Below are 24850 nucleotides of genomic sequence, written 5' to 3' on the forward strand. Positions count from 1 at the left end.
CTCGCGCGCCAATTCCGGCCCCTCGCGTCATCCGGATCCGCTCCCGCGCGTTGCAAGGAAACGTTCGCGAATCGAGGAATTTCGATGGATTCGGCCGTGCCGCGTGTATCCGTCACGCCGACGCGCGATGATGCGCGGATGGAACCGGACTTCATCGCCCGCCTGCGTACGCAGCTCGGTGGCCCGCGCGACGGCGCGCTGCTGCGCTTCTCGCTCGGCAATGCGCTGCTCGGGCAGGGCGATGCCGCGGGCGCTGCCGTCGCATTGCGCGAGGCGATCGCGTTCGATCCGCACTACTCGGCCGCGTGGAAGCTGCTCGGCCGCGCCCTCGCCGAAGGCGGCGACCCCGCCGCGGCGGCGGACGCGTTCGAACGCGGGATCGCGGTCGCGCGCGAGCGCGGCGACGAACAGGCCGCGAAGGAAATGGGCGTGTTCCTGCGGCGCCTGCAGAAGCCGGCGGCGTCCTGAACCGATTGCATGCCCTGCTGCTGCTGTCGATCGCACTGCTCGCGTTCGGCGGCCTGCGCTGGGCGATGCATCGACCGGTCGCGCATGCCGCGGGCGTGCTCGTCGACGCGGTGCCGCGACAGACCGATCCGAGCGACCGCTCGCTCGTGCAGCACGGCGACTATGCCTTGCAGCCGCTCGCCGATTTCGACATCGAGGCGCGCGTGCTGTCGCGCGCGGACTATTCCTTCGATGCCGGCGCGGCACTTTCGCCGACCGATCTCGCGCTCGGCTGGGGACGGATGTCCGACACGGCGGTCATCGACGCGCTCGACATCGAGCAGTCGGTGCGTTACTTCAGCTACCGCTGGCGCGACGCACCGCCGATCCCGCCCGCGGAAATCGTGCGCTCGGCGACCAACCTGCACGCGATCCCGACCGATGCCGCGACCGCCCGCGCGCTCGCGCGCGTGCGCGTCGGCGACGTCGTCGAATTGCGCGGACGCCTGGTCGAGGCGAGTCGCGCCGACGGCTGGCACTGGCGCAGCTCGCTCAGCCGCGAGGACAGCGGCGCGGGCGCATGCGAACTCATGCTGGTCGAGTCGATCGACCGGCGACCGGCGCGATCCGACTGAGCGCGCAAGCCGGTCGTCCCGTGAGGCGGGATTGGCTCCCCGTGCATCCGGAGCGACAGGGATTCCCGCGTTCGCGGGAATGACGGGCACCTTGGCCTATGGAACGGCCGCGGCCGCCGTGGGCGCCAGCGCGTTCGGCCAGCGCTTGTAGGTCCACTGGTATTGAGCGAACGCGAGCCGCACGCAGTCCTCGACACCACGGTTGAGCGCGGTGCAGGCGACGCCGATGTCCGGGTCGGCGATGCCGGCCGGCGCGGGCAGGAAGTGCACGCGGAAACCCGCGCCGTGCGGCAGGCGTTCGACGAAGCTGAAGAGCACGCATGCGCCGGTGCGCTCGGCCAGGCGCGGCAACAACACCATCGTCGGTGCGGGCACGCCGAAGAAGGGCGCCTGCGCGCCTTCGCCCTGGCGCGGCTGCTGGTCGGGCAGGATGCCGACCACGCCGCCGGCGGCGAGGCGCTTGTACAGCGTACGCACGCCGGCTCCTTCCGCGCGCACCTGCTCGACCGGCAGCGCGCCGCGCGCGCGCAGCAGCAGCGGCTCGAGCACGGCATGGCGGGGGGCGCGGTAGAGGATCGCGAGCGGCGTCTGCGCGGCGAGCCAATAGTTGAGCAGTTCCCAGCAGCCCAGGTGCGGCGCCGCGACGATCAGGCCGCGGCCGGCCGCGAGTGCCGCGTCGAACAGCTCGCGGCCGCGCACCTCGCGCACGAGCGCGAGCGCGTCCTCGGGCCGGTTGCCCCAGATCGCGGCGACCTCGGCGAGCGCCTTGCCGGTCTCGACGAGGCTCGCACGGGCGAGGCGTTGTCTGTTTTCGGCGCTCTCTTGCGTCAATACGAGGGAGAGGTTGCGTTCGGCGATGCGGCGGGTGCGCCCGTCGCGCAGCCACGACAGCCAGCCGAACGCACCGCCGAGCGCGTGCACGAGGCGGAGCGGACAACGGCCGACGAGGCGCAGGCTGCCGTAGAGCAGCGCGACCGGCCAGGACAAGGCGGGAGACGGCATGGCGGCGGCGATTGTAAAGGCGCGACGGGTGCGGTGCGGACGGATTGACCGTCACGGGTCGCACGGCGAGCATGCTGGGCTTTGCAGTGGAGGCCGGGATGATCGCCCTGATCCAGCGCGTCGGCGAGGCGCGTGTCGAAGTCGACGGCGCGGTCGTCGGCGCGATCGATGCCGGCCTGCTCGCGTTCGTCGCGGTGCAGCCGGGCGATGGCGAGGCGCAGGTGCAGCGCCTGCTCGAGCGGCTGCTCGGCTACCGCGTGTTCGCCGATGCGCAGGGGCGCATGAACCGCTCGCTCGCCGACACCGGTGGCGGCCTCCTGCTGGTGTCGCAGTTCACCTTGGCCGCCGATACGCGTTCCGGTACCCGACCGGGGTTTTCGACCGCGGCCGCGCCGGCCGAAGCGGAACGCTGGTTCGCGCGCCTGGTCGAATTGTCAACTTTGCGCCACGCGAGGGTGGAAACCGGGCGTTTCGGGGCCCATATGAAGGTCCATCTGGTCAACGACGGGCCGGTCACGTTCTGGCTCGAGACGCGCTGAGCGACGCCGGCGTGATCCACGCGGGCGGCGTTTTACGTATTAGGAGTAATGGGCCCGCCGGCGCACGGGCTCCCGCGGCCGGACGCCGCCTGCAGGACGCCGGATCCCGCTCGCTTGCGTGGGGCCCGGCGGCGACGCCGCGAGCCGGCCGGCCGCGCCCTTGACGCGGCTCCTATACTCAATTTCCTTTGCCGTACAGAATCTTCCGGAACCGACATGGCCGCAGAGCACAACCAGGAGCAGCAGTCCGAGATCAAGACCCTGATCATCAAGGGCAAGGAGCAGGGCTACCTGACCTATGCCGAAGTCAACGACCACCTGCCCGACGACATCGTCGATCCGGAGCAGATCGAAGACATCATCGGCATGATCAACGACATGGGCATCGAGGTGCATGAAGTCGCACCCGATACCGAGACGCTGCTGCCGGAGACGCCGGTCGCGACCGACGACGACACCGCGACCGAGGAAGCGGTCGCCGTACTCAGCGCGGTCGACGCCGAAGTCGGTCGCACCACCGACCCCGTGCGCATGTACATGCGCGAGATGGGCACGGTCGAGCTGCTCACCCGCGAGGGCGAGATCGCGATCGCCAAGCGCATCGAGGAAGGCCTGAACCAGGTGCAGGGCGCCCTGGCGAGCTTCCCGTGGTCGATCCAGCTGCTGCTCGAGGAATACGACCAGCACACGGAGGGCAAGAAGCGCCTGTCCGAGGTGCTCGCCGGCTTCGCCGACATGGAGCAGCCGGACGTGGTCGTCGCCGAGGCGTCCGTGGACGCCGAGGCGGTCGCCGAGGAAGACGAGGAAGAGACGGAGGGCGGCGGCGACGAGTCCGATCCGGCCGACGTCGGCCTCGACCTCGCCGAGGTCGCGCGCCGCATGGACGAACTGCGGCAGATCTATGCGAAGTTCCAGAAGACCGCCGACAAGTACGGCACCGCCGACCGCAAGTCGCAGAAGCTGCGCGACGAGATGGCCGAGGCGTTCCTCAAGCTGAAGCTGCCGGCGATCATGATCGACGGCTTCGTCAAGAAGCTGCGCGACGTCGTCAACAACATCCGCAACCACGAGCGGGTCATCGGCGACCTGTGCATCAAGCACGCACGCATGCCGCGCAAGGATTTCCTCAAGCTGTTCCCGTCCAACGAGACCAACCTAGAGTGGGCGGACGAACTCGCGCGCAAGCGCCAGAAGTGGTCGCCCGCGGTCAAGGTGCAGCGCGACGCGATCGTCGCCGAGCAGGAGAAGCTCATCTCGATCGAGCAGGCGCTCTACCTCGGCGTCGCCGACATCAAGGAGATCAACCGCGCGATGTCGATCGGCGAGGCGAAGGCCCGCCGCGCGAAGAAGGAGATGGTCGAGGCGAACCTGCGCCTGGTGATCTCCATCGCGAAGAAGTACACCAACCGCGGCCTGCAGTTCCTCGACCTAATCCAGGAAGGCAACATCGGCCTGATGAAGGCGGTCGACAAATTCGAATACCGCCGCGGCTACAAGTTCTCGACCTACGCGACGTGGTGGATCCGCCAGGCGATCACGCGTTCGATCGCCGACCAGGCGCGCACGATCCGCATCCCCGTGCACATGATCGAGACGATCAACAAGCTCAACCGCATCAGCCGCCAGATGCTGCAGGAGATGGGGCGCGAGCCGACCCCGGACGAACTCGCGGTGAAGATGGAGATGCCCGAGGACAAGATCCGCAAGGTGCTCAAGATCGCCAAGGAACCGATCTCGATGGAAACGCCGATCGGCGACGACGAGGATTCGCACCTCGGCGACTTCATCGAGGACTCGACCATCGTTTCGCCGATCGAGTCGTCGACGAACATCGGCCTGATGGAAACGGTGAGGGACGTGCTCGCCGGCCTCACGCCGCGCGAGGCGAAGGTGCTGCGCATGCGCTTCGGCATCGACATGAACACCGACCACACGCTGGAAGAGGTCGGCAAGCAGTTCGACGTCACGCGCGAGCGCATCCGCCAGATCGAGGCGAAGGCGCTGCGCAAGCTGCGCCATCCGAGCCGTTCGGAGCAGTTGCGCTCGTTCCTCGACATCGACTGATCCGCGCTCCATTCGCCGCGAAACGCCCGCGCCTGTCGCGGGCGTTTTTCGTTTCCACGCCCGCATCACGCCCACACGTGCAACCGCGCGCTGCGATCCCGTTCACGCGCTCGCGGGGTGTCCGCCGTCGCCCATCCGCGCCGGCGGCTTCGGGCCGTGCCGACGATCCCGCGGCGTACGGCGGGGCGCCTGCGCGAAACCGCCGCGTCGGGGTAGACTCGGGCGTTCGGTCGGAGCGGAGACACCCGCGAGGCGCCCGGGGTGGGAGGGACCCCGGTCCGCCTGCGTCGCCGCCCGCGCCGCGTCCCGACCTGTGCGTCGCCACCATGTTGCTGGGGAGAGTCCATGAAGCGTCCTGCCGTTCCTTCGATCCGTCGTTCCACGCGCGGCTTCGCGCTGTGCGCCCTCGCGTTCGCCTGCAGCCAGGTGCTCGCCGCCGAGATCAGCCCGTCGCTCGCCGTCGAGGCCGATGCCGCCGGTCGCGTCGAGGCGCTGATCGTGTTGCCGGACCAGGCGACGCCCGTGCTGTCGCCGCTCGGCGGCGACGCCGACTACCTCGTGCGCCGCCGCGCGCTCGTCGATGCCTTGCGCGCCCGCGCGACCGCGCAGCAGGCCGGCGTGGTCGACTGGCTGCGCGCCCGCGGCATCGAGCATCGCGCGTACTGGATCTCCAACCTCGTCTGGGCGCGGCTGTCGAGCGCGGATCTCGCCGAACTTGCGACGCGCACCGACGTCGCGCGCGTCGAGGCGAACCCGCACGTCCAGCAGGCGTTGCCGGTCGACGAAGTCGCGCCCGCGCAGCCGGCATCGATCGAGGCGATCGAGTACGGCGTCAACAAGATCAATGCGCCGGGCGTGTGGGCACTCGGCTACACCGGCCAGGGTGTCGTCATCGCCGGCGAGGACACCGGCTACCGCTGGGATCATGCCGCGCTGAAGTCGCACTATCGCGGCTGGAACGGCAGCAGCGCCGACCACAACTACAACTGGCACGACTCGATCCACGATTCGGTCGGCAACGTCTGCGGCAACGATGCGCCGGCACCGTGCGACGACAACAGCCATGGCACGCACACCGCGGGCACGTTCGCCGGCGACGACGGCGGCAGCAACCAGATCGGTGTCGCGCCCGGTGCGAAGTGGATCGGTTGCCGCAACATGAACGCAGGCGACGGCACGCCCGCGCGCTACATCGAGTGCATGCAGTGGATGCTCGCGCCGACCGACCTCGCCGGGCAGAACCCCGATCCGGACAAGGCGCCCGACGTGGTCAGCAACTCGTGGGGCTGCATCCCGTCGGAAGGCTGCACCACCGGCACCGAGATCAAGACCGCGGTCGACAACGTCGTCGCGGGCGGCATCTTCTTCGCCGCCGCCGCCGCCAACGACGGCCCCGGTTGCGGCTCGATCACCGATCCGCCGGCGATCTACGATTCCGCGTTCGTCGTCGGCGCGACCGACAGCCAGGATCGCATGGCCTCGTTCTCGAGCCGCGGCCCGGTCAGCGGCGTCACGCGCATCCGTCCGGACGCGTCCGCACCCGGCGTGAGCACGCGTTCGGCGACCAACGCGAGCACGACCAGCTACGGCACCAAGAGCGGCACGAGCATGGCGACGCCGCACGTCGCCGGCGCGGCCGCATTGTTGATGTCGGTGAACCCGGCGCTCAAGGGTCATCCCGACCAGGTCGGCGACCTGCTGCGCAACACCGCGGTCACCGCCGGCGTGACCGATCCGTCGAACTCCGGTTGCGGCGGCCTCACGATGGCCGATCATCCGAACTACCAGGTCGGCTGGGGTCGCATCGACGTGCTCGCCGCGGCGCAGGCCGCGATGGGCTCGAACCACACGGTGACGCCGAGCGTGGCCGGCGGCAACGGCGCGATCTCGCCGTCGACCGCGCAATCGGTCGCCGACGGCGCGACGATCGCGTTCACGCTCACTCCGGTCGCCGACTACCACCTCGTCACGCCGATCGGCGGCACCTGCGCGGCGGGCTCGCTCGCGGGCAACGTCTACACCACCGGCGCGATCACCGCGGACTGCACGGTCGTCGCGAGCTTCGCGATCGACACCTGGACGGTCGACGCGAGTGCAGGCGCGAACGGCACGATCACGCCGGCGTCGCAGACGATCGATGCCGGCACGAGCGCGACCTTGACCGTCACGCCCGACGCCGGATACACCGTCGCCGCCGTCGTCGGCGACACCTGCAGCGTCGCCCCGAGTGGTGCAGGCACCTACGCGACCGGTGCGATCCACGCCGATTGCGCGATCAGCGCGACGTTCGCGCCCGACGGCAACGACACGATCTTCGACGACGGCTTCGACGGTCCCTGAGCGTGCCACGCAGGCGGCGCCGCGCGATGCGGCGCCGCCCGGGCGTCAGTTCACCGTGAGCGTGACCGGCACCGGCACGCGCCGGTTCGTGAGGTCGTTGTTGGCGATGCAGACGTTCGCATGGTACGTGCCCGGAGCGAGCGTCGACGCGTCGAAGCCGACCGTGACCGGCGTCGTCGCGCCCGCGGCGGTCGAGCCGCGCGTGGTCGAGTAGGCGAGCCACGGCACGTCGTTCGGGTACGCGCACACGCCGGCGAGCCGTGCGACCGCGAACGCCGCGAGCTGCGTCCGCGTCGGGTCGGCGCCGCTCGCGCCGACCAGCATCAACGCGCCGGTCGACGGCTCGATCGTGTACATCTGCGCTTCGCCGACGCTGTTGTTGAACGCGGCGTAGTAGAGCTGACCGGTGTAGTCGTCGAAGTCGAGGCCCTGGGCGAAGTTGGCGTCGAAGCCGAGCGAGGAAACCACCGCCGCTTCCCCGTTCGCCTTGTCGATCGCGACGAAGTCGTCCGCGACGATGTCCACGCCGTACATGTGGCCGTCCGCGTCGACCGCGATGTCGACGACGAGCGTGCCGTTGGCCGGATCCCCGATGCCGCCGATGCGCCCGACCAGGGTCGCCGCCGCGGTGAGCGGATCGATCGTGTAGAGGAACGAATCGATGCCGAAGCGCCCCTGCGCGTAGGCGGATGCGTACAAGGTGCCGGTCGACGCGTCCCAGGCGAGGCCGCTCCAGTTGATCCCGGCGCCGTTCTGCAGCACTGCGGTGCCGACGACGGTGCTGGTGCCGTCACGCGTGTTGAGCGTGAGCAGATGCCAGCTGTAGTAGTCGATCGCGTACAGCTGCGTGAAATCTTCGTCGACGAACTCTCCCGCGGTGAGGATGAGGTCGCCGACGCTCGCGACCGGCGTGATCGTTTCCGGGTGCGTCGCGTCGAGGCCGACCAGCGAGGACGTGTCCAGGTCGATCGCGAACGCCGACACGCCTTCGGCTTGCGGCGCCTGCGCGGGTGGGGTCTTCGGCGGATGCGCCTTGCGCGGCGGCGCCGGCATCGCGGTGGTCGCCGCGGGATCGCCGAGCGGAACGGTGTAGCGCGAGGTCGCGGGAAGGTGCGAGGCGGTACCGAACGAACCGATGTTCCAGGTCAGCGGCCGGTTGCCGATGTTGCCGATGTCGAGCGTCGCGCTGGTCGAGCCGCCCGCGGCGGCCGCGACGTCGAACTGCGCCGGCGTGACGGTGATCTTCGGTACGCCGACGTCGAGCGTGACCTGCGCGCTCGCGCTGTAGGCGACCGGCGTCGTCGGCGAGAACAGGATCGCCTTGCCCGCGGAGACCGAGGCGCTCTTGTACGAGTACTGCAGCGCGGCGTCGACGCCGGCCGGCGCGTTGAGGCCGATCGTCGCGCTGATGCCGTCGTTGCGCAGCGGATCGCCGACATCGGTGTCGGCGTACTGGAACAGGATCGCGTTGCTACCTTCGTAGATCACCGTCTCGAACGTCGCGCTGTCCTGCTGGATGCCGCCGATCATGATCGGCAGGTTGAACCACTCGACCACGAAGCGCCGGTTCGGCGCGCTGCCGAGCGTGGCGACGTAGATGTCGCCGTCGCCGGGCTGCTGGTAGTAGATGTCGGTCCAGTACGGCAGGATCGCCGCGCCGACGTCGGTCGTGGGCAGAGGCACGTTCTGCGGCGTGAACCAGCCGGCCTCGAGATCGAACAGGATGCCGCCGTTGTAGGCGACGCGCAGGCGGTCGGCGGTGAGGCCGTAGTAGGTGAACGGGAAGCCGACGTCGACTTCCGCCGTGCTGTCGTCGTCCTCGAGGCCGAGCGGCGTGCCGACGCCGGTGATGTCGACGAAATCGTAGACCGGCTCGCCGTTGCCGGCGCCGTCGAAGCCGTCGTCGAAGACGCGTTCGCCGGCGAGCACGTTCGCGGCGAGGGCGTAGCCCGGGTGCACGTCGTACGCGGTCCAGTGCGTGTCCGGCGCCTGCGACTCGCGGGCGGTGACGATGCGGTTGTATTGCCGGCTCGCGCCCGGCGGCAGGTTGATGGGCGCCGCGCTGAGCAGCACGCCGGAGACGTCGTCTGCGAGCGTGTGCCAGGCGAGCGTCGTCGACGAATGGTTGGTCACGACATAGCAGAAGTTGACCTGATCGAGCCGGGTCACGTCGAGCTGCGTGTCGCCGCCGCAGGCACCGTCGGCGAGGTCGGTGCCGAGCGTGACCGAAAGGTCGATGCCGGCGCCATGCGGTGCGGCGGCGGCCATCGTCGCCGCGCCGGCCATGGCGAAGGCGGTGCACAACGCGACGGCGGTGCGCAGGCGAAGCCGCGCGTGAACGGATTGCCGCGGCTCGGTCGTCCGTCGGTGCTTGCGAAATGGCATTGGGGGTCCCCTCTGTTCGGTCGTGTCCACGCGGCGGCGCGCAGCACGAGCCGGCGCCGTCGGCGAGCATGGGCGCCGGCGACATTGCGGGCATTAGTCGAGCATGAGTGATCCGTTGCGCGGCGATGAATCGCGCGCTCAGGCGGGCCCGGCCGGCGCCGATCCGGCCGCGGCGGCCTCGGCCGCGATCCCGGCCGACCAGCGCTCCCCCGCAAGGCCGTGCGCACGAGCGAACCAGCTGCGCGCGAGTGCCGGGTCGCCCACCTGCGCGGCGACGCGCGCGAGCAGCAGGGCGCTCGCGAAATCGTGTTCGGCATACGGGCCGAGCACGCTCGCGGTGCGACGTGCTCCGTCCGCATCGCCGTGCGAAAGCAGGAACTGCGCGTAGGGTACGGCCGCGTCGCGCAGGATGACCGGGGTCGCGAATGCCTGCGCGAGCTCGAACGCCTGCGTGAACGCCGCCGCGGCGGCCGCGTCGTCGCCGCGTCGCGCCTGCCAGCGTGCCCGTGCGACGAGCGCATGCACGCGCGAGGGTGCGAGCGCGTTCGCCGGTTGCCACAGCGCGGCATCGGCGCCGAGCGCGTCGGCGGCCGCATCGTCCGCCTGCAGGTGCAGCTGCAGCAACACGGCCGCGGTCTCGAGGCGCAGGTCCGCTGCGCCGTCATGGCCGAGTCCGTTCCTGACCGCTTCGGCGCGCCGCAAGCCGGCGGCGATGTCGCCGATCGCGAGCAGCACCTGTGCCTCGTCGAGGCGCACGTCGACGACGGCATCATCGACGGCGCCCGCGCCCGCCTCGGCGTCGAGTCCGGCGAGCACCTCGCGCGCGGCGCCGAACGCGCCGCTCTCGGCGAGCATGCCGGCGTAGGCGACCATGCCGAAGCGGTGCAGCGCGGGGTAGTCGAGGCCGCGCAGGCGCGGCAGCAGCTCGCGCATGCGCTCCAGTGCCACCGCGTGGTGCAGGAGGAACTCGTGCGCCTGGGCGATGTTGAGGCGCGATCCGAGCTCGGTCTCGTTCGCGCCGAAGGCGGCGGCCATCGAGGCCGCCTGCTCGTACGACAACAATGCATCGGCCATCCGACCGCGCCGTGTCGCGATGTAGCCGAGGCCGTCGGTGATGCGTGCGAGGACGAGGCGGTCGCCGGTCGACTCGAGCTCGACGCGCGCGTGCAGGTAGCTCTGCTCGGCATCGTCGAGATCGTTGCGCACGACCTGCGCGATACCGAGCCCGCGCCACGCGAGCCCGGCCGCGCGCCGGTCGCCGCTGGATCCGAGCAACTCGAGGCTGCGTCGGAAGTGCGCTTCGGCGATCGCGGGACGCCCGCGCGCGAGTTCGCAATCGCCGAGCGCGCTCCAGGCCGGGCCGAGCCAGCGCGTCGCCGGCGCCGCGTTCGCCTGCTCGATGAACGCTTGCAGCGCGGCCGCGGCGTCGTCGGCGCGTCCGAGCTGGATCAGCGCTTCGCTGCGCAGCAGGATCAGCGCGGGTGCCGCGGCCGCGTCGGCCGGCGCGGCGTCGTAGAGCGCGAGCGCGCGGCCGTTCTGGCCTTCGAGGATCGCCGCGCGCATGCGCGCGCGCAGGGCGACGACGTCGGGCGGCAGTGGCTCCGCCTCTTCGTGGCCCTCGCCGTCGGCGAGCAGCTGGCGCACGTCGCGCGCGAGCGCGCCGCCCGCGCTGACCGCATCGGTGGAACGGCTGCCGACCATCTGCGTGTTGCCGTCGGCGCCGAACAGCGTCGCGCCGAGCGACCAACCGTCGCCGCTGCGCACCGCTTCCGAGGTGATCACGATCGTCGCGCCGGTCTCGGCACGCAGGCGCGCGAGGTCGTCCGGGCCCGACTGCGCGATCGCGGCCAGCGCCGTCTCGTCGGGTACCACCGCATGCCCGGGCAGGTCGCGCAGCGCCTGCGCGAGCAGCGACATCACGCCGAGGCGCATCCAGCCGTCGTCGCCCGTGTTGCCTTGCACGCGCGTCGGCACGACGAGCACGAGGCCGGCGACGGGCTTCGTCGTGCTCGCCACTGCAGCGGGCGGCGCCGGAGCCTTCGAGGAAAGACCATCGCGCTGCGCGAACAGCGCGACGAGCACGCCGAGCGCGAGCACAAGCGCCGCAGCGGCGGCGATCGGGCGCCGGCTCATGCGCGCGGCCGGCGGCGGCGCCGCTCCTCGTGCGTCGTCCTCGCGTGCGGTGTCGGAAACGGGAACCGACGGCGCGTCGAGCATGCGCGTGTCAGCCACCCACTGGTAGCCGAAGCGCGTCACGGTGCGGATGTGGTGCTGCGCATTGCCGTCGTCACCGAAGGTACGGCGCGCCTTGAGCACGGCTTGCGCGAGCAGCGCGTCACCCGCCTCGGTGCGGCCCCAGACCGCGGAGATGAGTTCGTCGCGCCCGACCGCGCGGTCGCGATGCTCGATCAGGTAGACGATCAGGTCGAACACGCGCAGGCCGACGACGACGTCGGCGCCGTCGCGGACCAGGCGACGCGACTCGGGTAGCAGTTCGTAGTGGTCGAAGCGGAACGATGGCATGTCGGCTCGCGCGCGCGGCGGCGTCGACGCCGTGGCGCGGCGGACCTCCGCATGCGCGCGGGCGGCGATCGTCGCCTAGGATGCCAGAAGCGCACGCGCCGGGGTCACCGCGGGCTCGTCGCCGCGCCCGCGCACGGTTACACTCGCGGGCCTTTCGGGCCTGTAGCACAGCGGTTAGTGCAGGGGACTCATAATCCCTTGGTCCTCGGTTCGAATCCGAGCGGGCCCACCATCCATCGATCGGGGGGACACGGACCACGCCTACAGGGTCCGGCGCCCGCCCGCACCTTGCATGGCCGGAACGAATCGCGCCAGGCGACCGGGCCCGGACGCCCGATGCGGCGCTTCGTCGCATCCCGTGGCCGAGTTGACGTGCATCAAGTGCGCGACGGCGCGCACTCCGAAGATTCCGTTCGACGAACGTCTTCCCACTCGAACGGAGCATCAACATGTTGCGCAAGTTGACACTGGCGATCGTGGTCGCGATCGGTGCCGCTACCGCCGCGCACGCGGAACAGGGCGACTGGCAGGTCAAGATCGGCGCCCACGCGGTCGATCCGAAGTCAAACAACGGCCACCTCGCGGGCGGCACGCTCGCGGCCGGCGTGGATTCGGCATGGAGCCCGACCGTGACGCTCGAATACTCGGTGACGAAGAACCTCGGCATCGAGGTGCTCGCCGCGCTGCCGTTCGAGCACGACGTCAAGCTCAACGGCGCCAAGGCGGCGACGGTCAAGCAATTGCCGCCGACGGTATCGCTGCAATGGCACTTCGTGCCCGACGCGAAGGTGAGCCCGTTCATCGGCGTCGGCGTCAACTACACGCGCTTCTTCTCGATCGACGAAACCGGGCCGCTCGCCGGAGCGAAGCTCGACCTCGGCGATTCGTGGGGCCTCGCGGCGCACGCGGGCGTCGACGTCGCACTCGCGCCACGCTGGTCGCTCACCGTCGACGCGCGCTGGATCGATATCGACACCGACGCCAAGGTCGGCGGGGTGAAGGTCGGTTCGGTCGCGATCGATCCGTTCGTGTACGGCGTCGCGCTCGGCTACCGGTTCTGAAATGGACGGGGGCCACGACGCGGGTCGACCGATCGTCACCGACGCGGTCATCGTCGGTGCCGGTCCGGTCGGCCTGTTCCAGGTGTTCGAGCTCGGCCTGCTCGGCCTGCGCGCGCACGTGATCGACGCGATGCCGCAGGCCGGCGGGCAATGCGTGGAGCTTTATCCGGACAAGCCGATCTACGACATCCCGGCGCTGCCGCGCTGCGACGCGCGCGAACTCGTCGAGCGCCTGCTCGAGCAGGCGCGCCCGTTCGCGCCCGAGTTCCATTTCGGTCACGTCGCCAGCGGGCTCGAGCGGAGCGCGGACGGCCTCTGGCGGGTCACCACGCATCGCGGCCTCGTGTTCGACGCCGCCGTCGTCATCCTCGCCGCCGGCCTCGGTGCCTTCATGCCGCGCAAGCTCGACCTCGACGAAGCACGCCGTCTCGAAGGCGTCGCGGTGCATTACAAGGTCGCCGACGCGCACGCGCTCGCCGGGCGCGAGATCGTCGTCGCCGGCGGCGGCGACTCGGCGCTCGACTGGGCGGCCGAACTCGCCGGGCTCGGTGCGTCGGTCGTGCTCGTCCATCGCAGCGCCAGGTTCCGCGCCGCGCCGGCGAGCGTCGCGCGCATGCACGCGCTCTGCGACCAGGCGCGCATGCAGTTCCTCGAAGGCGACATCGTCGGCCTCGACGCCGACGGCGAGGCGTTGCGCGCGGTGCGCGTGCGCGCGCGCAGCGGCATCGTCCAGCGCGTCGGTGCGGAACAGCTGCTCGTGTTCTGGGGCTTGCACCCGGCGTTGGGGCCGATCGCGGATTGGGGACTGGATCTCGAGAAGAACCAGATCGCCGTCGACACGGCGACCTTCGGCACCGGCGTGCCCGGCGTGTACGCGGTCGGCGACGTCAACACGTATCCCGGGAAGAAGAAGCTCATCCTCAGCGGCTTTCACGAGGCTGCGCTCGCCGCGTTCGCGGCGAAGGAATACCTCAGCCCCGGGCAGAAGGTCCCGCTGCAGTACACGACCACGAGTCCGGCGATGCATCGACGGCTCGGCGTCTCCCCGGATCTCTCCGATCTCGCCTGAAGCTTGCTCGAGCGCTCCGACGGCGGTCGAGCCGCTTCGTGCTACGCATGTGCCGCATCGACATGGCGAACTCTCGCGCGCGAGTTCGATGCCTTTCACGCCGCTGCCGAGCATGACGTCGGTGAACCAGCAGCGCGTCCGCGCGCAGCGCGGCGAACGCTCAGCGCGCGGGCGCGATGCAGTCGAACGACAGCCACGCGTGCGCGGGCAGGTACGGTGCGAGCCACGGCCCGATCGCCACGAGCATGCCGCAGGCGAGCAGGACGAGACCGGCGGCTCGACGCACGTGCGTGCGCGCCATCGCGCGCGCGACGCGCGGGAATCCCCACGCGGTCGCGAGCATCGCCGGCGCGGTACCGAGGCCGAATGCGAGCATGGTCGCCGACGCGTCGAGCGCCGAACCGGCGAGCGCGGCGACGAGCAGCATCGAATAGGCGAGGCCGCACGGCATCCAGCCCCAGATCGTGCCGAACGCGAACGCGCGCGACGGGTCCGTCACGGGCAGAAGGCGCACCCCGAGGCGCGAAAGACGTGGCCATAAGCGCAGGCCGAGCGCGAGCCCGGGTGCGCGCCGGCGCCACAGCAGCGACAGCGCGGTCGCGGCGATCGCCGCCGCGGTGGCGAGGCGCAACGCCACGCGCACGCGGTCGGCGTCGAGCCAGTGCAACAGGCCGTCCCCGATGGCACCGGCGACGAAGCCGGCGAGCGCGTACGAGGCGATTCGCCCCGCCTGGTAGGCGACGAGCAGGTCGCGTCGCGCGCGACCGTCCGCGCCGCGTGCACTGACCATGCCGAGCGCGCCGGCGATGCCGCCGCACATCGCGACGCAGTGCGCGCTCGCGACGAGGCCGGCGAACGCCGCGGCACCGATCGTGATCGATGCGCTCATCGGCGCGCGGGCTCGTCGGTGCGCGTGGCGTCGTCGTCGACGAGCGGCGCGAGCGCGGGCGTGTCGAGGTCGTCGTACTGCGCATCGTCGACGGCCCAGAAGAATGCGGCGACGCCGACGCCGAGCAGGACGAGGCTGACCGGGATCAGGGCGAGGATGATGTTCATGCGGCCTGCACGCGGGCGAGCGGCACGGACGCCGCAGCCGGCGGCGCGGGGCGCGCGGCGGCGCGCGTGCGGCCGATCGCGAACGTGTTGGCGACGACGACCAGCGAACTCGCCGACATGCCGATCGCGGCGAGCCATGGCGGCACCAGGCCGAGTGCCGCGAGCGGTATCGCGAGCAGGTTGTAGGCGAATGTCCAGCGCAGGTTGCGCCGGACCACGGCGAGCATGGAGCGCGCGACGCCGCGCGCATCGACGATGCCGCCGAGGTCGCTGCCGGCGAGGACGATGCCGCTCGCGGCCTGGGCGAGCGCAGCGCCCTCCCCGAGCGTGATCGCGACGTCGGCGCCGCCGAGCGCCGGCGCGTCGTTGACGCCGTCGCCGACCGCGGCCACGGCGTCGCCGCGTGTGCGCAGCGAGGCGAGGTGGGCGAGCTTCGCCTCCGGCGTCGCGCGCGCGCGCCATTCGGCGACGCCGAGCGCCACCGCGACGCGCTGGACGCGCTCGGCATGGTCGCCGCTGACGATCTCGCAGGCGACGCCCGCGGCCTGCAGCGCGTCGATAGCTTCGCGCGCGCCGGCGCGCACGCGTTCGACGATCGGGAAGCGCGCGATCTCGCCGGCGTCGTCGGCGAGCACGAGCGCGTCGCCGTCGCCGTCGACGAGCGCGAAGTCGGGCCGGCCCAGGCGAAGCGTATGGCCGTCGAACCGGCCGAGTACGCCGCCGCCGGTCTCGCGCACGTCGGCGATCGCGGGCAGGGCGAGGCCGCGCGCGGCGTCTCGCAGCGCGCGCGCATACGGGTGCGTGCTCGCCTGCTCGAGTGCCGCTGCGAGGGCGAGCGCGCCCTCGCGCGACCCGCGCGCGACGCGCAGGCTCGCGACGTCGATCGCCGGCTCGGTCAGCGTGCCGGTCTTGTCGAACACGATGCGGTCGACGCCGGCGAACGCTTCGAGCGCATCGGCGTCGACGACCATCACGCCGCGCCGCGCGAGCACACCGACCGCGCGCGTCAGCGCCGACGGCGCCGCGAGCGCGAACGCGCACGGGCAGCTGATCACGAGCACGGCGACCGCGCTGGCGAACGCGCGCGTCGGATCGATCGCGGCCCAGGTGAGCGCGACTACGCCGGTCGCGGCGAGCACGCGCACGACGAAGCGCGCCGCCGCCGCGTCGGCGAGCCGGGCGATGCGCGGCCGCGCTGCGGCGGCGCGCTCGACCATGCGCGCGAGCGCCGACAGCACGGTCGCCGGGCCGACCCGCCGCACCTCGACCTCGACGGGTCCGTCCAGCGCGACGCTGCCCGCGACGACCTCGTCGCCGACCTCGCGCAGGCACGCGGCGGATTCGCCGGTCAGCAACGATTCGTCGACGCGGCAGCGTGCGCCGCGCAGCACGCCGTCGACGGGGAACGTCGCGCCGGCGCCGACGCGCACGACCTGGCCCGGTTCGAGCTCGTGCACGCCGATCGTCTCGCAAGCGCCTTCGGTGCAGCGCTCCGCGGTCGCCGGCTGCAGCCGCACGAGCGCGTCGGCGACCTCGCCCGCGCGCTGGCGCGCGCGCAGCTCGACGTAGCGCCCGAGCAGCAACAGGAACACGAACATGCAGACCGAATCGAAATACACTTCGGCCCCGCCGAATACCGTGGCGACGACACTGCCGGTGTAGATCGCGCCGATCGCGAGCGCGACCGGCGTGTCCATCGACAGGCGGCGCGCGCGCCACTCGCGCACTGCGCCGGCGAAGAACGGTCGCGCCGCATACAGCACGACCGGCGTCGCGACGAGCATGCCCATCCAGCGCAGGAACGCGCGCACCGCCGGATCGATGCCGTCGAAGGCGCCTGCGTACAGCGCGACCGCGTACATCATCGCCTGCATCGCGCCGAAGCCGGCGACGACGAGGCGCTTGAGCGCCGCGCGCCGCTCGCCCGTGCGCAGCGCGTCGATGCGATCGCCCTCGAGCGGGTGCGGGCGGTAGCCGAGCCGCGCGAGCGTCGCCAGCAAGGCCGGGAGGCGCACGCGACTCGGGTCGAACACGATGCGCACGCGCTGTACCAGCGGCGACACGGTCGCCTCGTGCACGCCGTCGCGGCGCGCGAGCGCGCGCTCGATCAGCCAGGCGCACGCGGCGCAGCGCATGCCTTCGACGAGCACGGTCGCTTCGGCGCGGTCCGCGCCGAGCTCGCGCACGTGCCGGCGCGCGAGGCGCGGCCGGTCCCATTCGGCGTAGTCGTCGGCGGGCGCGGCGCGCTCGCCGGTGACCTCGCGCAGGCGGTAATAGTCGGCGAGGCCGAGGCCGTCGATCCATTCGACCGCGGCGCGGCAGCCGATGCAGCAGACCGGGTGCGACTGCGTGCCGATCGTCGCGAGCAGCGGGACGCCGCCACCGATCGGTTCGCCGCAGTGGAAGCAGGCGCCGGGCATCGCGTCAGCGCCGTGGCGGCGCCGCGCCGGCCGTGCGCGCGGGCGGCTGGTGGCCGGGCCGCGGCGCGTCGTCCGGCACGACGATGTGCGCATCCGGATGGCGCACCGCGGTGGCGACCAGCGACAGCGAGCCGGCCACGGTCGCGCCGAGCAGCACGAGCATGAGCCAGACCTCGCCGACGCGATACCAGCGCATCGGCGCGGCGGGGGCGGATTCGGCGGGTGTGTTCATGGGGACTCCGGGGCGAAGAACTGCGCCTTGGCGCGCGCGAGCTCGCGGCCGTCGGCGGCGACGACGACGATCGTGATGGGATTGCGTCCGCGCACCGCGCCGCGATCGGCACGCAGGGTCAGCGGCAGCGAGAACACTTCGCCCGGGTCGAGCAGCACGCTCGCGTTGCCGATCGCGTGCAGCGCCAGTGGCGTGTCGGGGCGCAACGACAGCGCGACTGCATGGTCGGACTTGTTGGCGAGCTTGACCGCGTAGCTGTTCTCGATCGCGCCGCCGGGGAGCGGACGGAACAGCCCGTTGCGGTCGTGCAGCACTTCGGCGATCAGCGGCGCGCGCGCGACGACGCCCCACGCGAACGCGGCGACGAGCGCACCCAGCAGGGCGGCGTAGGCGTACACGCGCGGGCGCAGGATCTGCCGCGGCGAGCCGGCCAGTTCGTTCTCGGTGGTGTAGCGGATCAGCCCGCGCGCGAGGCCGACCTTGTCCATCACGTCGTCGCAGGCGTCGATGCACGCGGCGCAGGCGATGCAGTCGATCTGCAGGCCTTCGCGGATGTCGATGCCGGTCGGGCAGACCTGCACGCAGGCGCGGCAGTCGATGCAGTCGCCGAGCGCCTTCGGCGCGGACACCGCCGCGCCGACGCTGCGCAGCTGCGCGCGCGAGCGGTGCCCGCGCGGCTCGCCGCGCGCGACGTCGTAGCTGATCACCAGCGTGTCGCGGTCGAACATCGCGCTCTGGAAGCGCGCGTAGGGGCACATGTACTTGCACACCTGTTCGCGCAGCAGGCCCGCGTTGCCCCAGGTCGCGAACGAGTAGAACACGATCCAGAAGGCTTCCCAGCCACCGAGGCGCCACTGCGCGACTTCCGCGCCGAGTTCGCGGATCGGCGTGAAGAAGCCGACGAAGGTGAAGCCCGTCCACAGCGCGAACACGACCCAGGCGGCGTGCTTGGCCGTCTTGCGCAGGAGCTTGGTCCGGCTCCACGGGTCCTTGTCCAGACGCATGCGCGCATTGCGATCGCCCTCGATGCGCCGCTCGATCCACAGGAACACTTCCGTCCACACGGTCTGTGGACAGGCGTAGCCGCACCACAGGCGACCGGCGAGCGCGGTGAAGAAGAACAGGCTCAGCGCGGCGATGACGAGCAGCAGCGTGAGCAGGTAGAAGTCCTGCGGCCAGAACGTGAGGCCGAACACGTGGAAGCGGCGCGCCGGCAGGTCGAACAACACGAGCTGCTGGCCGCCGATGCTGATCCACGGGAACGCGTAGAACATGCCGAGCAGCCAGAACACCGCGGCGATGCGCAGCCGCTGGAAACGTCCGTCGGTCTCGCGTGGATACACCTTCGGCTGCTTCGCGTAGAGCGCGCCGCCGCCGTCGACGACGCGCACGTCGATCTTGCGCGAGTCCGCATTCACCGCGTCGCTCCGTCGCGCGCAGGCGCGCGCAGCAGCAGCGCGGTGAACAGGCTCGACGACGCGGTGCAGAGCCAGAACATGAAGAAGCCGATCGAGTAGCCGAGCTCGCGCGAGAACGCGAAGCGCGGCCAGGTGATCGTCGCGAGATCGAGCGGGTCGACGACGGCGAAGAACACCATCGTCGCCACTCCCGCGGCGAAGAACGACGGCCACAGGATCGCGCCGAGCCAACGCACGCTCGCGCCGTGCATCGTCATTGCGTCGCTCCAGCGGGTGCGCCGGCCGAAGCGCCCGCGTCGTGCGGGTTCTGCGCGAGCAGCCAGGCGACCGCGAGGCGCGCGCGATCCTCGCCGAGCACGGAGGCCCACGCCGGCATCGTGCCGCTGCGGCCGTCGACGATCGCGGTGCGCACCGCCGCGACGTCGCCGCCGCCGTGCAGCCAGACGTCGTCGGTGAGGTTGGGGGCGCCGAGCGCGTGGTTGCCCTTGCCGTCCTTGCCGTGGCACGCGGCGCAGATCGTCTCGAAGCGCGGCTTGCCGAGCTCGGCGAGGCGCGCGTCGTGCGGTCGGCCGGACAGGCCCATCACGTAGTTCGCGACGTCGTCGACGCCGCCGTCGGGCAGCGTCGCGGCGAGCGGCGGCATCACGCCGTGGCGGCCGTGCAGCACGCTCGCGAGCATCGTGTCGCCGTCGCTGCCGTAGAGCGCGTCGTCGTCGACGAGGTTCGGGTAGCCGACCGCGCCGCGTGCATCCGACCCATGGCAGGCGGCGCAGGTGTTGGCGAACACGTTGCGACCGATCTTCACGGCCTTCGGGTCGCGCGCGAGGTCGGCGAGCGGCCGACCGCGGAAGCCCGCGTAGAGCGCTTCGAGCTTCGCGTTGGTTTCGCGCAGTTCGTCGGCGGCGGCGCCGTTCGAGGTCCAGCCGAGCCGGCCGGCGAAGTTGCCCATGCCCGGATACAGCACGAGGTAACCGATGGCGAAGATCACGGTCAGCACGAACAGCCCGAACCACCAGCGCGGCAGCGGGTTGTTGAGCTCCTCGAGGTCACCGTCCCAGACGTGGCCGGTGGTCGCGCGGGCGTCGCCGGCGTCGCCGCGGCGACGGCGCGCGGTCGCGAACAGCAGCACGACGAGGCCGACGATGTTGGCCACGACGAGCAGGATGATGAACCAGCTCCAGGACGCGCTCATCGGGAATCCTCCGCAGGCAGGGTGTCGACCGCGGGCTCGAGGGCGAGTGCGGCGGCTTGGTCGAATGCTTCGCGGCGGCGCGTGCTCCAAGCCCACGCGACGAGCGCGGGGAACAGCACGAGCATCGCGGCGATGAGGATTCCCGAGGTCATTTCGCAGCCTCCGGTGCGGGCGGCTGCACGTTCGTGCCCAGTCCCTGCAGGTAGGCGACGAGTGCGTCCATTTCGGTCTGGCCGGTGACCGCCGTGCGCACGCCCGCGAAGTCGGCGTCGGTGTAGGGCGTACCGAGCAGCTTCAGCGCGTGCATCTTCTTCGCGACGAGGTCGGGATCGACGAGCGCCTGCGACAGCCACGGGTAGCCCGGCATGTTCGATTCGGGCACGACATTGCGCGGGTTCTTCAGGTGTACGCGGTGCCAATCGTCCGAGTAGCGGCCGCCGACGCGCGCGAGGTCCGGTCCGGTGCGCTTGGAGCCCCACTGGAACGGCCGGTCGTACACCGATTCGCCCGCGGCCGAATACGGTCCATAGCGCAACGTTTCGGAAGCCAGCGTGCGGATCATCTGCGAGTGGCAGCCGTAGCAGCCCTCGCGCACGTAGACGTCGCGACCGGCGAGGCGCAGCGGCGAGTACGGCTTGACCCCGGGCGCGGGTTCGACCGCCTGCGCCTGGAACATCAGCGGCACGATCTCCGCGAGGCCGCCGCTGAGGATCACGACGAGGATGAGGGCGGCCATCAGGCCGACGTTCTTTTCGATGAAGGCATGCAGCATGGGGGGCGACCTCAGGCGTGGACCGGCAGCGGAACGGGGACGACCGGCAGCGCGCGCCGCGGCATGCACGTCTTCCACGCGTTCCAGCACATGATCACCATGCCGGTGAAGAACATGAGGCCACCGAGAACGCGCGTGACGTAGTAGGGGTAGGTCTGGCGCAGCGACTCGATGAACGTGTACGTGAGCGTTCCGTCCGGGTTCGTCGCGCGCCACATCAGGCCCTGCATGACGCCGGCGATCCACATCGCGGCGATGTACAGCACGACGCCGATCGTGGCGATCCAGAAATGCACGTCGATGGCGCGCGTCGAATGCATGCGCTCGGCGCCGAACAGCTTCGGCAGCATGCTGTAGACCGCGCCGATCGTGATGAAGGCGACCCAGCCGAGCGCGCCCGCGTGCACGTGGCCGATGGTCCAGTCGGTGTAGTGCGACAGCGAATTGACCGTCTTGATCGACATCATCGGCCCCTCGAAGGTCGACATGCCGTAGAACGACAGCGAGACGATCATGAACTTGAGGATCGGGTCGGTGCGCAGCTTCTGCCACGCGCCCGACAGCGTCATGATGCCGTTGATCATGCCGCCCCAGCTCGGCGCGAGCAGGATCAGCGAGAACACCATGCCGAGCGACTGCGCCCAGTCCGGCAGCGCGGTGTAGTGCAGGTGGTGTGGGCCGGCCCACATGTAGACGGCGATGAGCGCCCAGAAATGCACCACCGACAGGCGGTACGAATAAATCGGCCGCTGCGCCTGCTTGGGGACGTAGTAGTACATGATCCCCAGGAAGCCCGCGGTCAGGAAGAAGCCGACCGCGTTGTGCCCGTACCACCACTGAACCATCGCGTCGACCGCGCCGGAATAGATCGGATACGAATCGGTCAGCGTCACGGGGATCGCCAGGCTGTTGACGATGTGCAGCACGGCGACGGTGAGGATGTACGCGCCGAAGAACCAGTTCGCGACGTAGATGTGCTTGACCTTGCGCTTCACGATCGTGCCGAAGAAGACGATCGCGTAGACCACCCAGACCACCGCGATGAGCACGTCGATCGGCCAGATCAGCTCCGCATATTCCTTGCTCTGCGTATAGCCGAGCGGGAGCGTGACCACGGCGAGCAGGATCACCGCCTGCCAGCCCCAGAACGTGAACGCGGCGAGGCGGTCGCCGAACAGGCGCGCCTGGCAGGTGCGCTGCACGACGTAGTAGGAAGTCGCGAATAGGCCGCAGCCGCCGAACGCGAAGATCACCGCATTCGTGTGCAGCGGCCGCAGGCGACTGTAGGTCAGCCACGGGACGTCGAAATTGAGCGCCGGCCACGCCAGCTGCGCCGCGATCAGCAGGCCGACGGCCATGCCGACGACGCCCCAGACGATCGTCGCCACGGTGAATTGGCGCACGACCCGGTCGTTGTACGTTTCCACATTCTGCATCGGAGGCCCCTGGGTAGTTCCGCGCGCAGTGTCCCCGGACGTCGTCGCGGACAATTGATCGAAGTCAAATCCGAGAGCGGCGACACCCTCGTGCGGCATTTCGTCACGGCTCGCCGCGCATGCGCGAGGCGAGCCCCTGTCGCGAACCGCTCGGGCGATCAGAGCTTGAGCGAATGGATCACCTGGCTCGCGTCGAGCGGGTCCGCGCGACGCATGAAGCCGAGGTACGCGGCCAGGTCGCGCATCTCCGGGTTGTCGGCCGCGTCGAGCGAAACCATTTCGTGGATGCCGCGCGCGCGCGCGACCGCGATGAGGTGGCGCATCAGCAACGTGCCGAGCCCCTTGTGCTGCCATTCGTCGGCAACGGTGACCGCGCATTCGCACGACTTGCGGTCGGCGCCGAGGCTGAAGCGGCTGACGCCGATCAGGTGCTTCTCGCCCTCGCGCGCGATCAGCGCCGCGAACGCGACTTCGCGGCGGAAGTCGAGCTGGGTGAGCTGGCGCACGAGCGCGTCGCTCGGCGAGCCGATCAGGCCGAGGAAGCGCAGCCGTTTCGAGCGTGCCGACAGGTGTTCGATGAACTCGCGTTCGAGCGCGGCGTCGTCCGCGTGCAGCGGGCGGATCAGCACGCGCGTGCCGTCGAGCAACTCTTCGTGCCAGTGCTGCACTTCTTCGCCGGCATGCATGGTCGCGGATGGAATCGTTCCGGTTTGCGGTTGCATTGACCGATCTCCTGGGGGATGACGCATTCATCCTGATCCGGCCGCGCACGCGCGCGTTGATCTGGATCACCTTGCGCGCGGATCGCACGAGGTGCGGCGGTGGTTGATCGGGATCAATCGGTCGGCGGGCGCGCAGCGCTAGCGTGGCAACCGACGAAGGCGAGTGGAGACCATCGTGCAGCCTCGACACCCCGCTTGCGCAGCGACCGATCCGGCGGCGACCCGCGTCGCCACGGACCTGCTGTACAACGTCGCGGGCCTGGACGCAGCCATCCTCGATTTCGCCGCCGAGCGCTGGCGCAAGAATCTCGATGCCTTCGCGCGCCTCGTCGCCTGCGGATCACCGCTAGCACTCGTGTTGCTGTCGATCGACCTCGCCACGGAGGCGACCGCCGACGGCTTCGCGTTCGCGCAGCGCCTGTGCGGCGTGCTCGACCCGGCCGTCGTCGACAGCTCGCTCGCCGTGTCCTGACCCCGGAGAACGAACATGCGTGACATCATGGTCCATACCGGCCGCTACGACGCCTGGAGCACCGGCGTCGAATACGCCGCCGATCTCGCCGCGCGCCTCGACGGCGCGCTCACCGGCGTCTTCGTGCATCCGTCGCCGCTCTACATGATGCCGCCGTACGTGTCGGGCGACGTCGTCCAGGCCGTGTTCGAGACGGCGCGCGAGGTCGAGCGGTCGGCCTACGCCGCGCACGACGCCTTCGCGGCGTGGGCGTCGCGGATCGGCGTTCGACAGGCGTCCTGGCAGGTCGCCGAAGGCCGTACGCCGGAAACGCTCGCGCACATCGGCAACTGGCACGACCTGCTCGTGCTGGAGCGCAACCCCGCTGTCCCGTGGGGCGCCCCGCCGGACCTCGGCGCGGTCGTGCTCGCCTCGCGGCTGCCGTGCGTCGTGGTGCCCCCGGGTTGCCGCGAAGCCGCGCTCGGCCGCATCGCGATCGCCTGGAACGGCTCGGCGGAGGCGGTACGCGCGCTGCACAGCGCACTGCCGCTCCTGCATCACGCCTCGAACATCGTGCTGCTCGACGGTCCGCGGCGCGCGCCGGAGATCGAAATAGGGTGGCTGCCACCGTTCGACGTGCAAGCGTGGCTCGCGCGGCACGACGTGCGCGTGGTGGCGAAGCCGATCCTCGCTCCCGACGACCGCGCCGGGGAGGCGATCCTCGCCGCCGCGGGCGAGGTCGGCGCAGATCTGCTCGTGATGGGCGCGTACGGACGCTCGCGCTTCAGCGAGTGGGCGTTCGGCGGCGCAACACGCACGGTCCTGCACGAAGCGACGCTGCCCGTGCTCATGCGAAATTGAGGAGCGAAGCCATGGACCACGCGAACGAAGTACTTCTGCTCGTCGCCGCGCTCGTCGCGGTGCCGTCGCTCGTTGCCGGCACGATGTACTGGACGCACCGCCGCGGCCTCGGTGTGGTCAAGGGATGGGGTGGGACATTGTTCATCCTGCTGGGCTGGATCGCCGCGCTGGCGCTGATCCTCTATCGCACCGCACACTGACGGGCGCGCGCCACGGCGGCGCCCG

Annotated in this window: 24 protein-coding genes and 1 tRNA gene; 11 read left to right on the forward strand and 14 right to left on the reverse strand. The window is 70.9% G+C overall.

The window, feature by feature from the left end; all coding sequences use genetic code 11:
• Positions 1 to 138: 138 nt before the first annotated feature.
• Positions 139 to 468 carry a tetratricopeptide repeat protein gene (locus FHW12_RS08230; RefSeq protein ID WP_182530937.1) on the forward strand — a complete coding sequence of 110 codons (330 nt, stop codon included), beginning with the start codon at positions 139 to 141 and terminating at the stop codon, positions 466 to 468.
• Positions 469 to 473: 5 nt separating this feature from the next.
• Positions 474 to 1082, forward strand: a complete 609-nt coding sequence (locus FHW12_RS08235) for a hypothetical protein (protein ID WP_259392932.1) — start codon at positions 474 to 476, stop codon at positions 1080 to 1082.
• A gap of 96 nt (positions 1083 to 1178) precedes the next feature.
• Here FHW12_RS08235 and FHW12_RS08240 read toward each other — a convergent pair whose 3' ends face one another.
• Entirely contained in the window at positions 1179 to 2084 is a 906-nt protein-coding gene (locus FHW12_RS08240) for a lipid A biosynthesis acyltransferase (RefSeq protein ID WP_182530526.1), read from the reverse strand.
• A 98-nt stretch (positions 2085 to 2182) separates the two neighbouring features.
• Between FHW12_RS08240 and dtd the strand changes: the two genes are divergently transcribed.
• The 3 genes from dtd (at position 2183) to FHW12_RS08255 (ending at position 7027) form a co-directional block, all read left to right on the forward strand.
• Entirely contained in the window at positions 2183 to 2623 is a 441-nt protein-coding gene (gene dtd, locus FHW12_RS08245; protein WP_182530527.1) for a D-aminoacyl-tRNA deacylase, read from the forward strand.
• A 216-nt stretch (positions 2624 to 2839) separates the two neighbouring features.
• On the forward strand, positions 2840 to 4687 hold the full coding sequence (rpoD, locus tag FHW12_RS08250; RefSeq protein ID WP_182530528.1) for an RNA polymerase sigma factor RpoD: 1848 nt from the start codon (positions 2840 to 2842) through the stop codon (positions 4685 to 4687).
• A gap of 345 nt (positions 4688 to 5032) precedes the next feature.
• Positions 5033 to 7027 (forward strand): S8 family serine peptidase, encoded by a 1995-nt coding sequence (locus tag FHW12_RS08255; RefSeq protein ID WP_182530529.1) that lies wholly within the window; start codon positions 5033 to 5035, stop codon positions 7025 to 7027.
• 45 nt (positions 7028 to 7072) lie between these two features.
• Here the strand turns inward: FHW12_RS08255 and FHW12_RS08260 are convergent, their stop codons facing one another.
• Together FHW12_RS08260 and FHW12_RS08265 are read right to left on the reverse strand one after the other, a co-directional pair.
• On the reverse strand, positions 7073 to 9295 hold the full coding sequence (locus FHW12_RS08260) for a hypothetical protein (RefSeq protein ID WP_182530530.1): 2223 nt from the start codon (positions 9293 to 9295) through the stop codon (positions 7073 to 7075).
• Between the two features lie 255 nt (positions 9296 to 9550).
• Positions 9551 to 11935 carry a winged helix-turn-helix domain-containing protein gene (locus FHW12_RS08265; RefSeq protein ID WP_182530531.1) on the reverse strand — a complete coding sequence of 795 codons (2385 nt, stop codon included), beginning with the start codon at positions 11933 to 11935 and terminating at the stop codon, positions 9551 to 9553.
• 156 nt (positions 11936 to 12091) lie between these two features.
• Here FHW12_RS08265 and FHW12_RS08270 point away from each other — a divergent pair.
• The 3 genes from FHW12_RS08270 (at position 12092) to FHW12_RS08280 (ending at position 14065) form a co-directional block, all read left to right on the forward strand.
• Positions 12092 to 12167, forward strand: a tRNA-Ile gene (locus FHW12_RS08270).
• A 211-nt stretch (positions 12168 to 12378) separates the two neighbouring features.
• On the forward strand, positions 12379 to 12996 hold the full coding sequence (locus tag FHW12_RS08275) for an OmpW/AlkL family protein (protein ID WP_428993624.1): 618 nt from the start codon (positions 12379 to 12381) through the stop codon (positions 12994 to 12996).
• A 1-nt stretch (position 12997) separates the two neighbouring features.
• Positions 12998 to 14065 carry an NAD(P)/FAD-dependent oxidoreductase gene (locus FHW12_RS08280; RefSeq protein WP_182530533.1) on the forward strand — a complete coding sequence of 356 codons (1068 nt, stop codon included), beginning with the start codon at positions 12998 to 13000 and terminating at the stop codon, positions 14063 to 14065.
• Between the two features lie 160 nt (positions 14066 to 14225).
• Here FHW12_RS08280 and FHW12_RS08285 read toward each other — a convergent pair whose 3' ends face one another.
• From FHW12_RS08285 to FHW12_RS08335, 11 genes are all read right to left on the reverse strand, one after another.
• Positions 14226 to 14954: a sulfite exporter TauE/SafE family protein gene (locus FHW12_RS08285; RefSeq protein WP_182530534.1), complete on the reverse strand. Its 729-nt coding sequence runs from the start codon at positions 14952 to 14954 to the stop codon at positions 14226 to 14228.
• Complete coding sequence (gene ccoS / locus FHW12_RS08290; RefSeq protein WP_182530535.1) at positions 14951 to 15121, reverse strand: cbb3-type cytochrome oxidase assembly protein CcoS; 171 nt, start codon at positions 15119 to 15121, stop codon at positions 14951 to 14953. The genes FHW12_RS08285 and ccoS overlap by 4 nt, the downstream gene beginning before the upstream one ends.
• Complete coding sequence (locus FHW12_RS08295; protein WP_182530536.1) at positions 15118 to 17541, reverse strand: heavy metal translocating P-type ATPase; 2424 nt, start codon at positions 17539 to 17541, stop codon at positions 15118 to 15120. The genes ccoS and FHW12_RS08295 overlap by 4 nt, the downstream gene beginning before the upstream one ends.
• 4 nt (positions 17542 to 17545) lie before the next feature.
• The gene (locus FHW12_RS08300) at positions 17546 to 17773 is read right to left on the reverse strand and encodes a hypothetical protein (protein WP_182530537.1); all 228 of its coding nucleotides are present in this window, start codon (positions 17771 to 17773) and stop codon (positions 17546 to 17548) included.
• Positions 17770 to 19191: a cytochrome c oxidase accessory protein CcoG gene (ccoG, locus tag FHW12_RS08305; protein WP_310735186.1), complete on the reverse strand. Its 1422-nt coding sequence runs from the start codon at positions 19189 to 19191 to the stop codon at positions 17770 to 17772. Before ccoG ends, FHW12_RS08300 begins: the two co-directional genes overlap by 4 nt.
• Positions 19188 to 19448 carry a hypothetical protein gene (locus tag FHW12_RS08310; RefSeq protein WP_182530538.1) on the reverse strand — a complete coding sequence of 87 codons (261 nt, stop codon included), beginning with the start codon at positions 19446 to 19448 and terminating at the stop codon, positions 19188 to 19190. The genes ccoG and FHW12_RS08310 overlap by 4 nt, the downstream gene beginning before the upstream one ends.
• The gene (gene ccoP / locus FHW12_RS08315; RefSeq protein ID WP_182530539.1) at positions 19445 to 20383 is read right to left on the reverse strand and encodes a cytochrome-c oxidase, cbb3-type subunit III; all 939 of its coding nucleotides are present in this window, start codon (positions 20381 to 20383) and stop codon (positions 19445 to 19447) included. The genes FHW12_RS08310 and ccoP overlap by 4 nt, the downstream gene beginning before the upstream one ends.
• Positions 20380 to 20535, reverse strand: a complete 156-nt coding sequence (locus tag FHW12_RS08320; RefSeq protein ID WP_182530540.1) for a CcoQ/FixQ family Cbb3-type cytochrome c oxidase assembly chaperone — start codon at positions 20533 to 20535, stop codon at positions 20380 to 20382. Before FHW12_RS08320 ends, ccoP begins: the two co-directional genes overlap by 4 nt.
• Complete coding sequence (gene ccoO / locus FHW12_RS08325) at positions 20532 to 21155, reverse strand: cytochrome-c oxidase, cbb3-type subunit II (protein ID WP_182530541.1); 624 nt, start codon at positions 21153 to 21155, stop codon at positions 20532 to 20534. Before ccoO ends, FHW12_RS08320 begins: the two co-directional genes overlap by 4 nt.
• An 11-nt stretch (positions 21156 to 21166) precedes the next feature.
• The gene (ccoN, locus tag FHW12_RS08330) at positions 21167 to 22591 is read right to left on the reverse strand and encodes a cytochrome-c oxidase, cbb3-type subunit I (protein WP_182530542.1); all 1425 of its coding nucleotides are present in this window, start codon (positions 22589 to 22591) and stop codon (positions 21167 to 21169) included.
• Between the two features lie 158 nt (positions 22592 to 22749).
• Positions 22750 to 23277 carry a GNAT family N-acetyltransferase gene (locus tag FHW12_RS08335; protein WP_220484370.1) on the reverse strand — a complete coding sequence of 176 codons (528 nt, stop codon included), beginning with the start codon at positions 23275 to 23277 and terminating at the stop codon, positions 22750 to 22752.
• Between the two features lie 211 nt (positions 23278 to 23488).
• Between FHW12_RS08335 and FHW12_RS08340 the strand changes: the two genes are divergently transcribed.
• The 3 genes from FHW12_RS08340 to FHW12_RS08350 are packed head-to-tail and all read left to right on the forward strand — an operon-like array spanning position 23489 to position 24825.
• Complete coding sequence (locus tag FHW12_RS08340) at positions 23489 to 23785, forward strand: hypothetical protein (RefSeq protein ID WP_182530544.1); 297 nt, start codon at positions 23489 to 23491, stop codon at positions 23783 to 23785.
• 15 nt (positions 23786 to 23800) lie between these two features.
• Positions 23801 to 24625 carry a universal stress protein gene (locus FHW12_RS08345; RefSeq protein ID WP_182530545.1) on the forward strand — a complete coding sequence of 275 codons (825 nt, stop codon included), beginning with the start codon at positions 23801 to 23803 and terminating at the stop codon, positions 24623 to 24625.
• 11 nt (positions 24626 to 24636) lie between these two features.
• Positions 24637 to 24825 (forward strand): hypothetical protein, encoded by a 189-nt coding sequence (locus FHW12_RS08350; RefSeq protein WP_182530546.1) that lies wholly within the window; start codon positions 24637 to 24639, stop codon positions 24823 to 24825.
• The last annotated feature ends 25 nt before the right edge of the window (positions 24826 to 24850 follow it).

Source organism: Dokdonella fugitiva, from assembly GCF_014138265.1.
GTDB classification, from domain to species: domain Bacteria; phylum Pseudomonadota; class Gammaproteobacteria; order Xanthomonadales; family Rhodanobacteraceae; genus Dokdonella_A; species Dokdonella_A fugitiva_A.

Coding starts and splice junctions, on each gene's coding strand:
- rpoD (WP_182530528.1), top strand. CDS start 2,840: ATGGCCGCAGAGCACAACCAGGAGCAGCAGTCCGAGATCAAGACCCTG.
- FHW12_RS08295 (WP_182530536.1), bottom strand. CDS start 17,541: ATGCCCGGCGCCTGCTTCCACTGCGGCGAACCGATCGGTGGCGGCGTC.
- FHW12_RS08230 (WP_182530937.1), top strand. CDS start 139: ATGGAACCGGACTTCATCGCCCGCCTGCGTACGCAGCTCGGTGGCCCG.
- FHW12_RS08285 (WP_182530534.1), bottom strand. CDS start 14,954: ATGAGCGCATCGATCACGATCGGTGCCGCGGCGTTCGCCGGCCTCGTC.
- FHW12_RS08335 (WP_220484370.1), bottom strand. CDS start 23,277: ATGCATGCCGGCGAAGAAGTGCAGCACTGGCACGAAGAGTTGCTCGAC.
- ccoO (WP_182530541.1), bottom strand. CDS start 21,155: ATGCTGCATGCCTTCATCGAAAAGAACGTCGGCCTGATGGCCGCCCTC.
- ccoN (WP_182530542.1), bottom strand. CDS start 22,591: ATGCAGAATGTGGAAACGTACAACGACCGGGTCGTGCGCCAATTCACC.
- FHW12_RS08255 (WP_182530529.1), top strand. CDS start 5,033: ATGAAGCGTCCTGCCGTTCCTTCGATCCGTCGTTCCACGCGCGGCTTC.
- FHW12_RS08350 (WP_182530546.1), top strand. CDS start 24,637: ATGGACCACGCGAACGAAGTACTTCTGCTCGTCGCCGCGCTCGTCGCG.
- dtd (WP_182530527.1), top strand. CDS start 2,183: ATGATCGCCCTGATCCAGCGCGTCGGCGAGGCGCGTGTCGAAGTCGAC.
- FHW12_RS08280 (WP_182530533.1), top strand. CDS start 12,998: ATGGACGGGGGCCACGACGCGGGTCGACCGATCGTCACCGACGCGGTC.
- ccoP (WP_182530539.1), bottom strand. CDS start 20,383: ATGAGCGCGTCCTGGAGCTGGTTCATCATCCTGCTCGTCGTGGCCAAC.
- FHW12_RS08300 (WP_182530537.1), bottom strand. CDS start 17,773: ATGAACACACCCGCCGAATCCGCCCCCGCCGCGCCGATGCGCTGGTAT.
- FHW12_RS08265 (WP_182530531.1), bottom strand. CDS start 11,935: ATGCCATCGTTCCGCTTCGACCACTACGAACTGCTACCCGAGTCGCGT.
- FHW12_RS08320 (WP_182530540.1), bottom strand. CDS start 20,535: ATGACCTCGGGAATCCTCATCGCCGCGATGCTCGTGCTGTTCCCCGCG.
- FHW12_RS08310 (WP_182530538.1), bottom strand. CDS start 19,448: ATGACGATGCACGGCGCGAGCGTGCGTTGGCTCGGCGCGATCCTGTGG.
- FHW12_RS08345 (WP_182530545.1), top strand. CDS start 23,801: ATGCGTGACATCATGGTCCATACCGGCCGCTACGACGCCTGGAGCACC.
- ccoS (WP_182530535.1), bottom strand. CDS start 15,121: ATGAACATCATCCTCGCCCTGATCCCGGTCAGCCTCGTCCTGCTCGGC.
- FHW12_RS08260 (WP_182530530.1), bottom strand. CDS start 9,295: ATGGCCGCCGCCGCACCGCATGGCGCCGGCATCGACCTTTCGGTCACG.
- FHW12_RS08240 (WP_182530526.1), bottom strand. CDS start 2,084: ATGCCGTCTCCCGCCTTGTCCTGGCCGGTCGCGCTGCTCTACGGCAGC.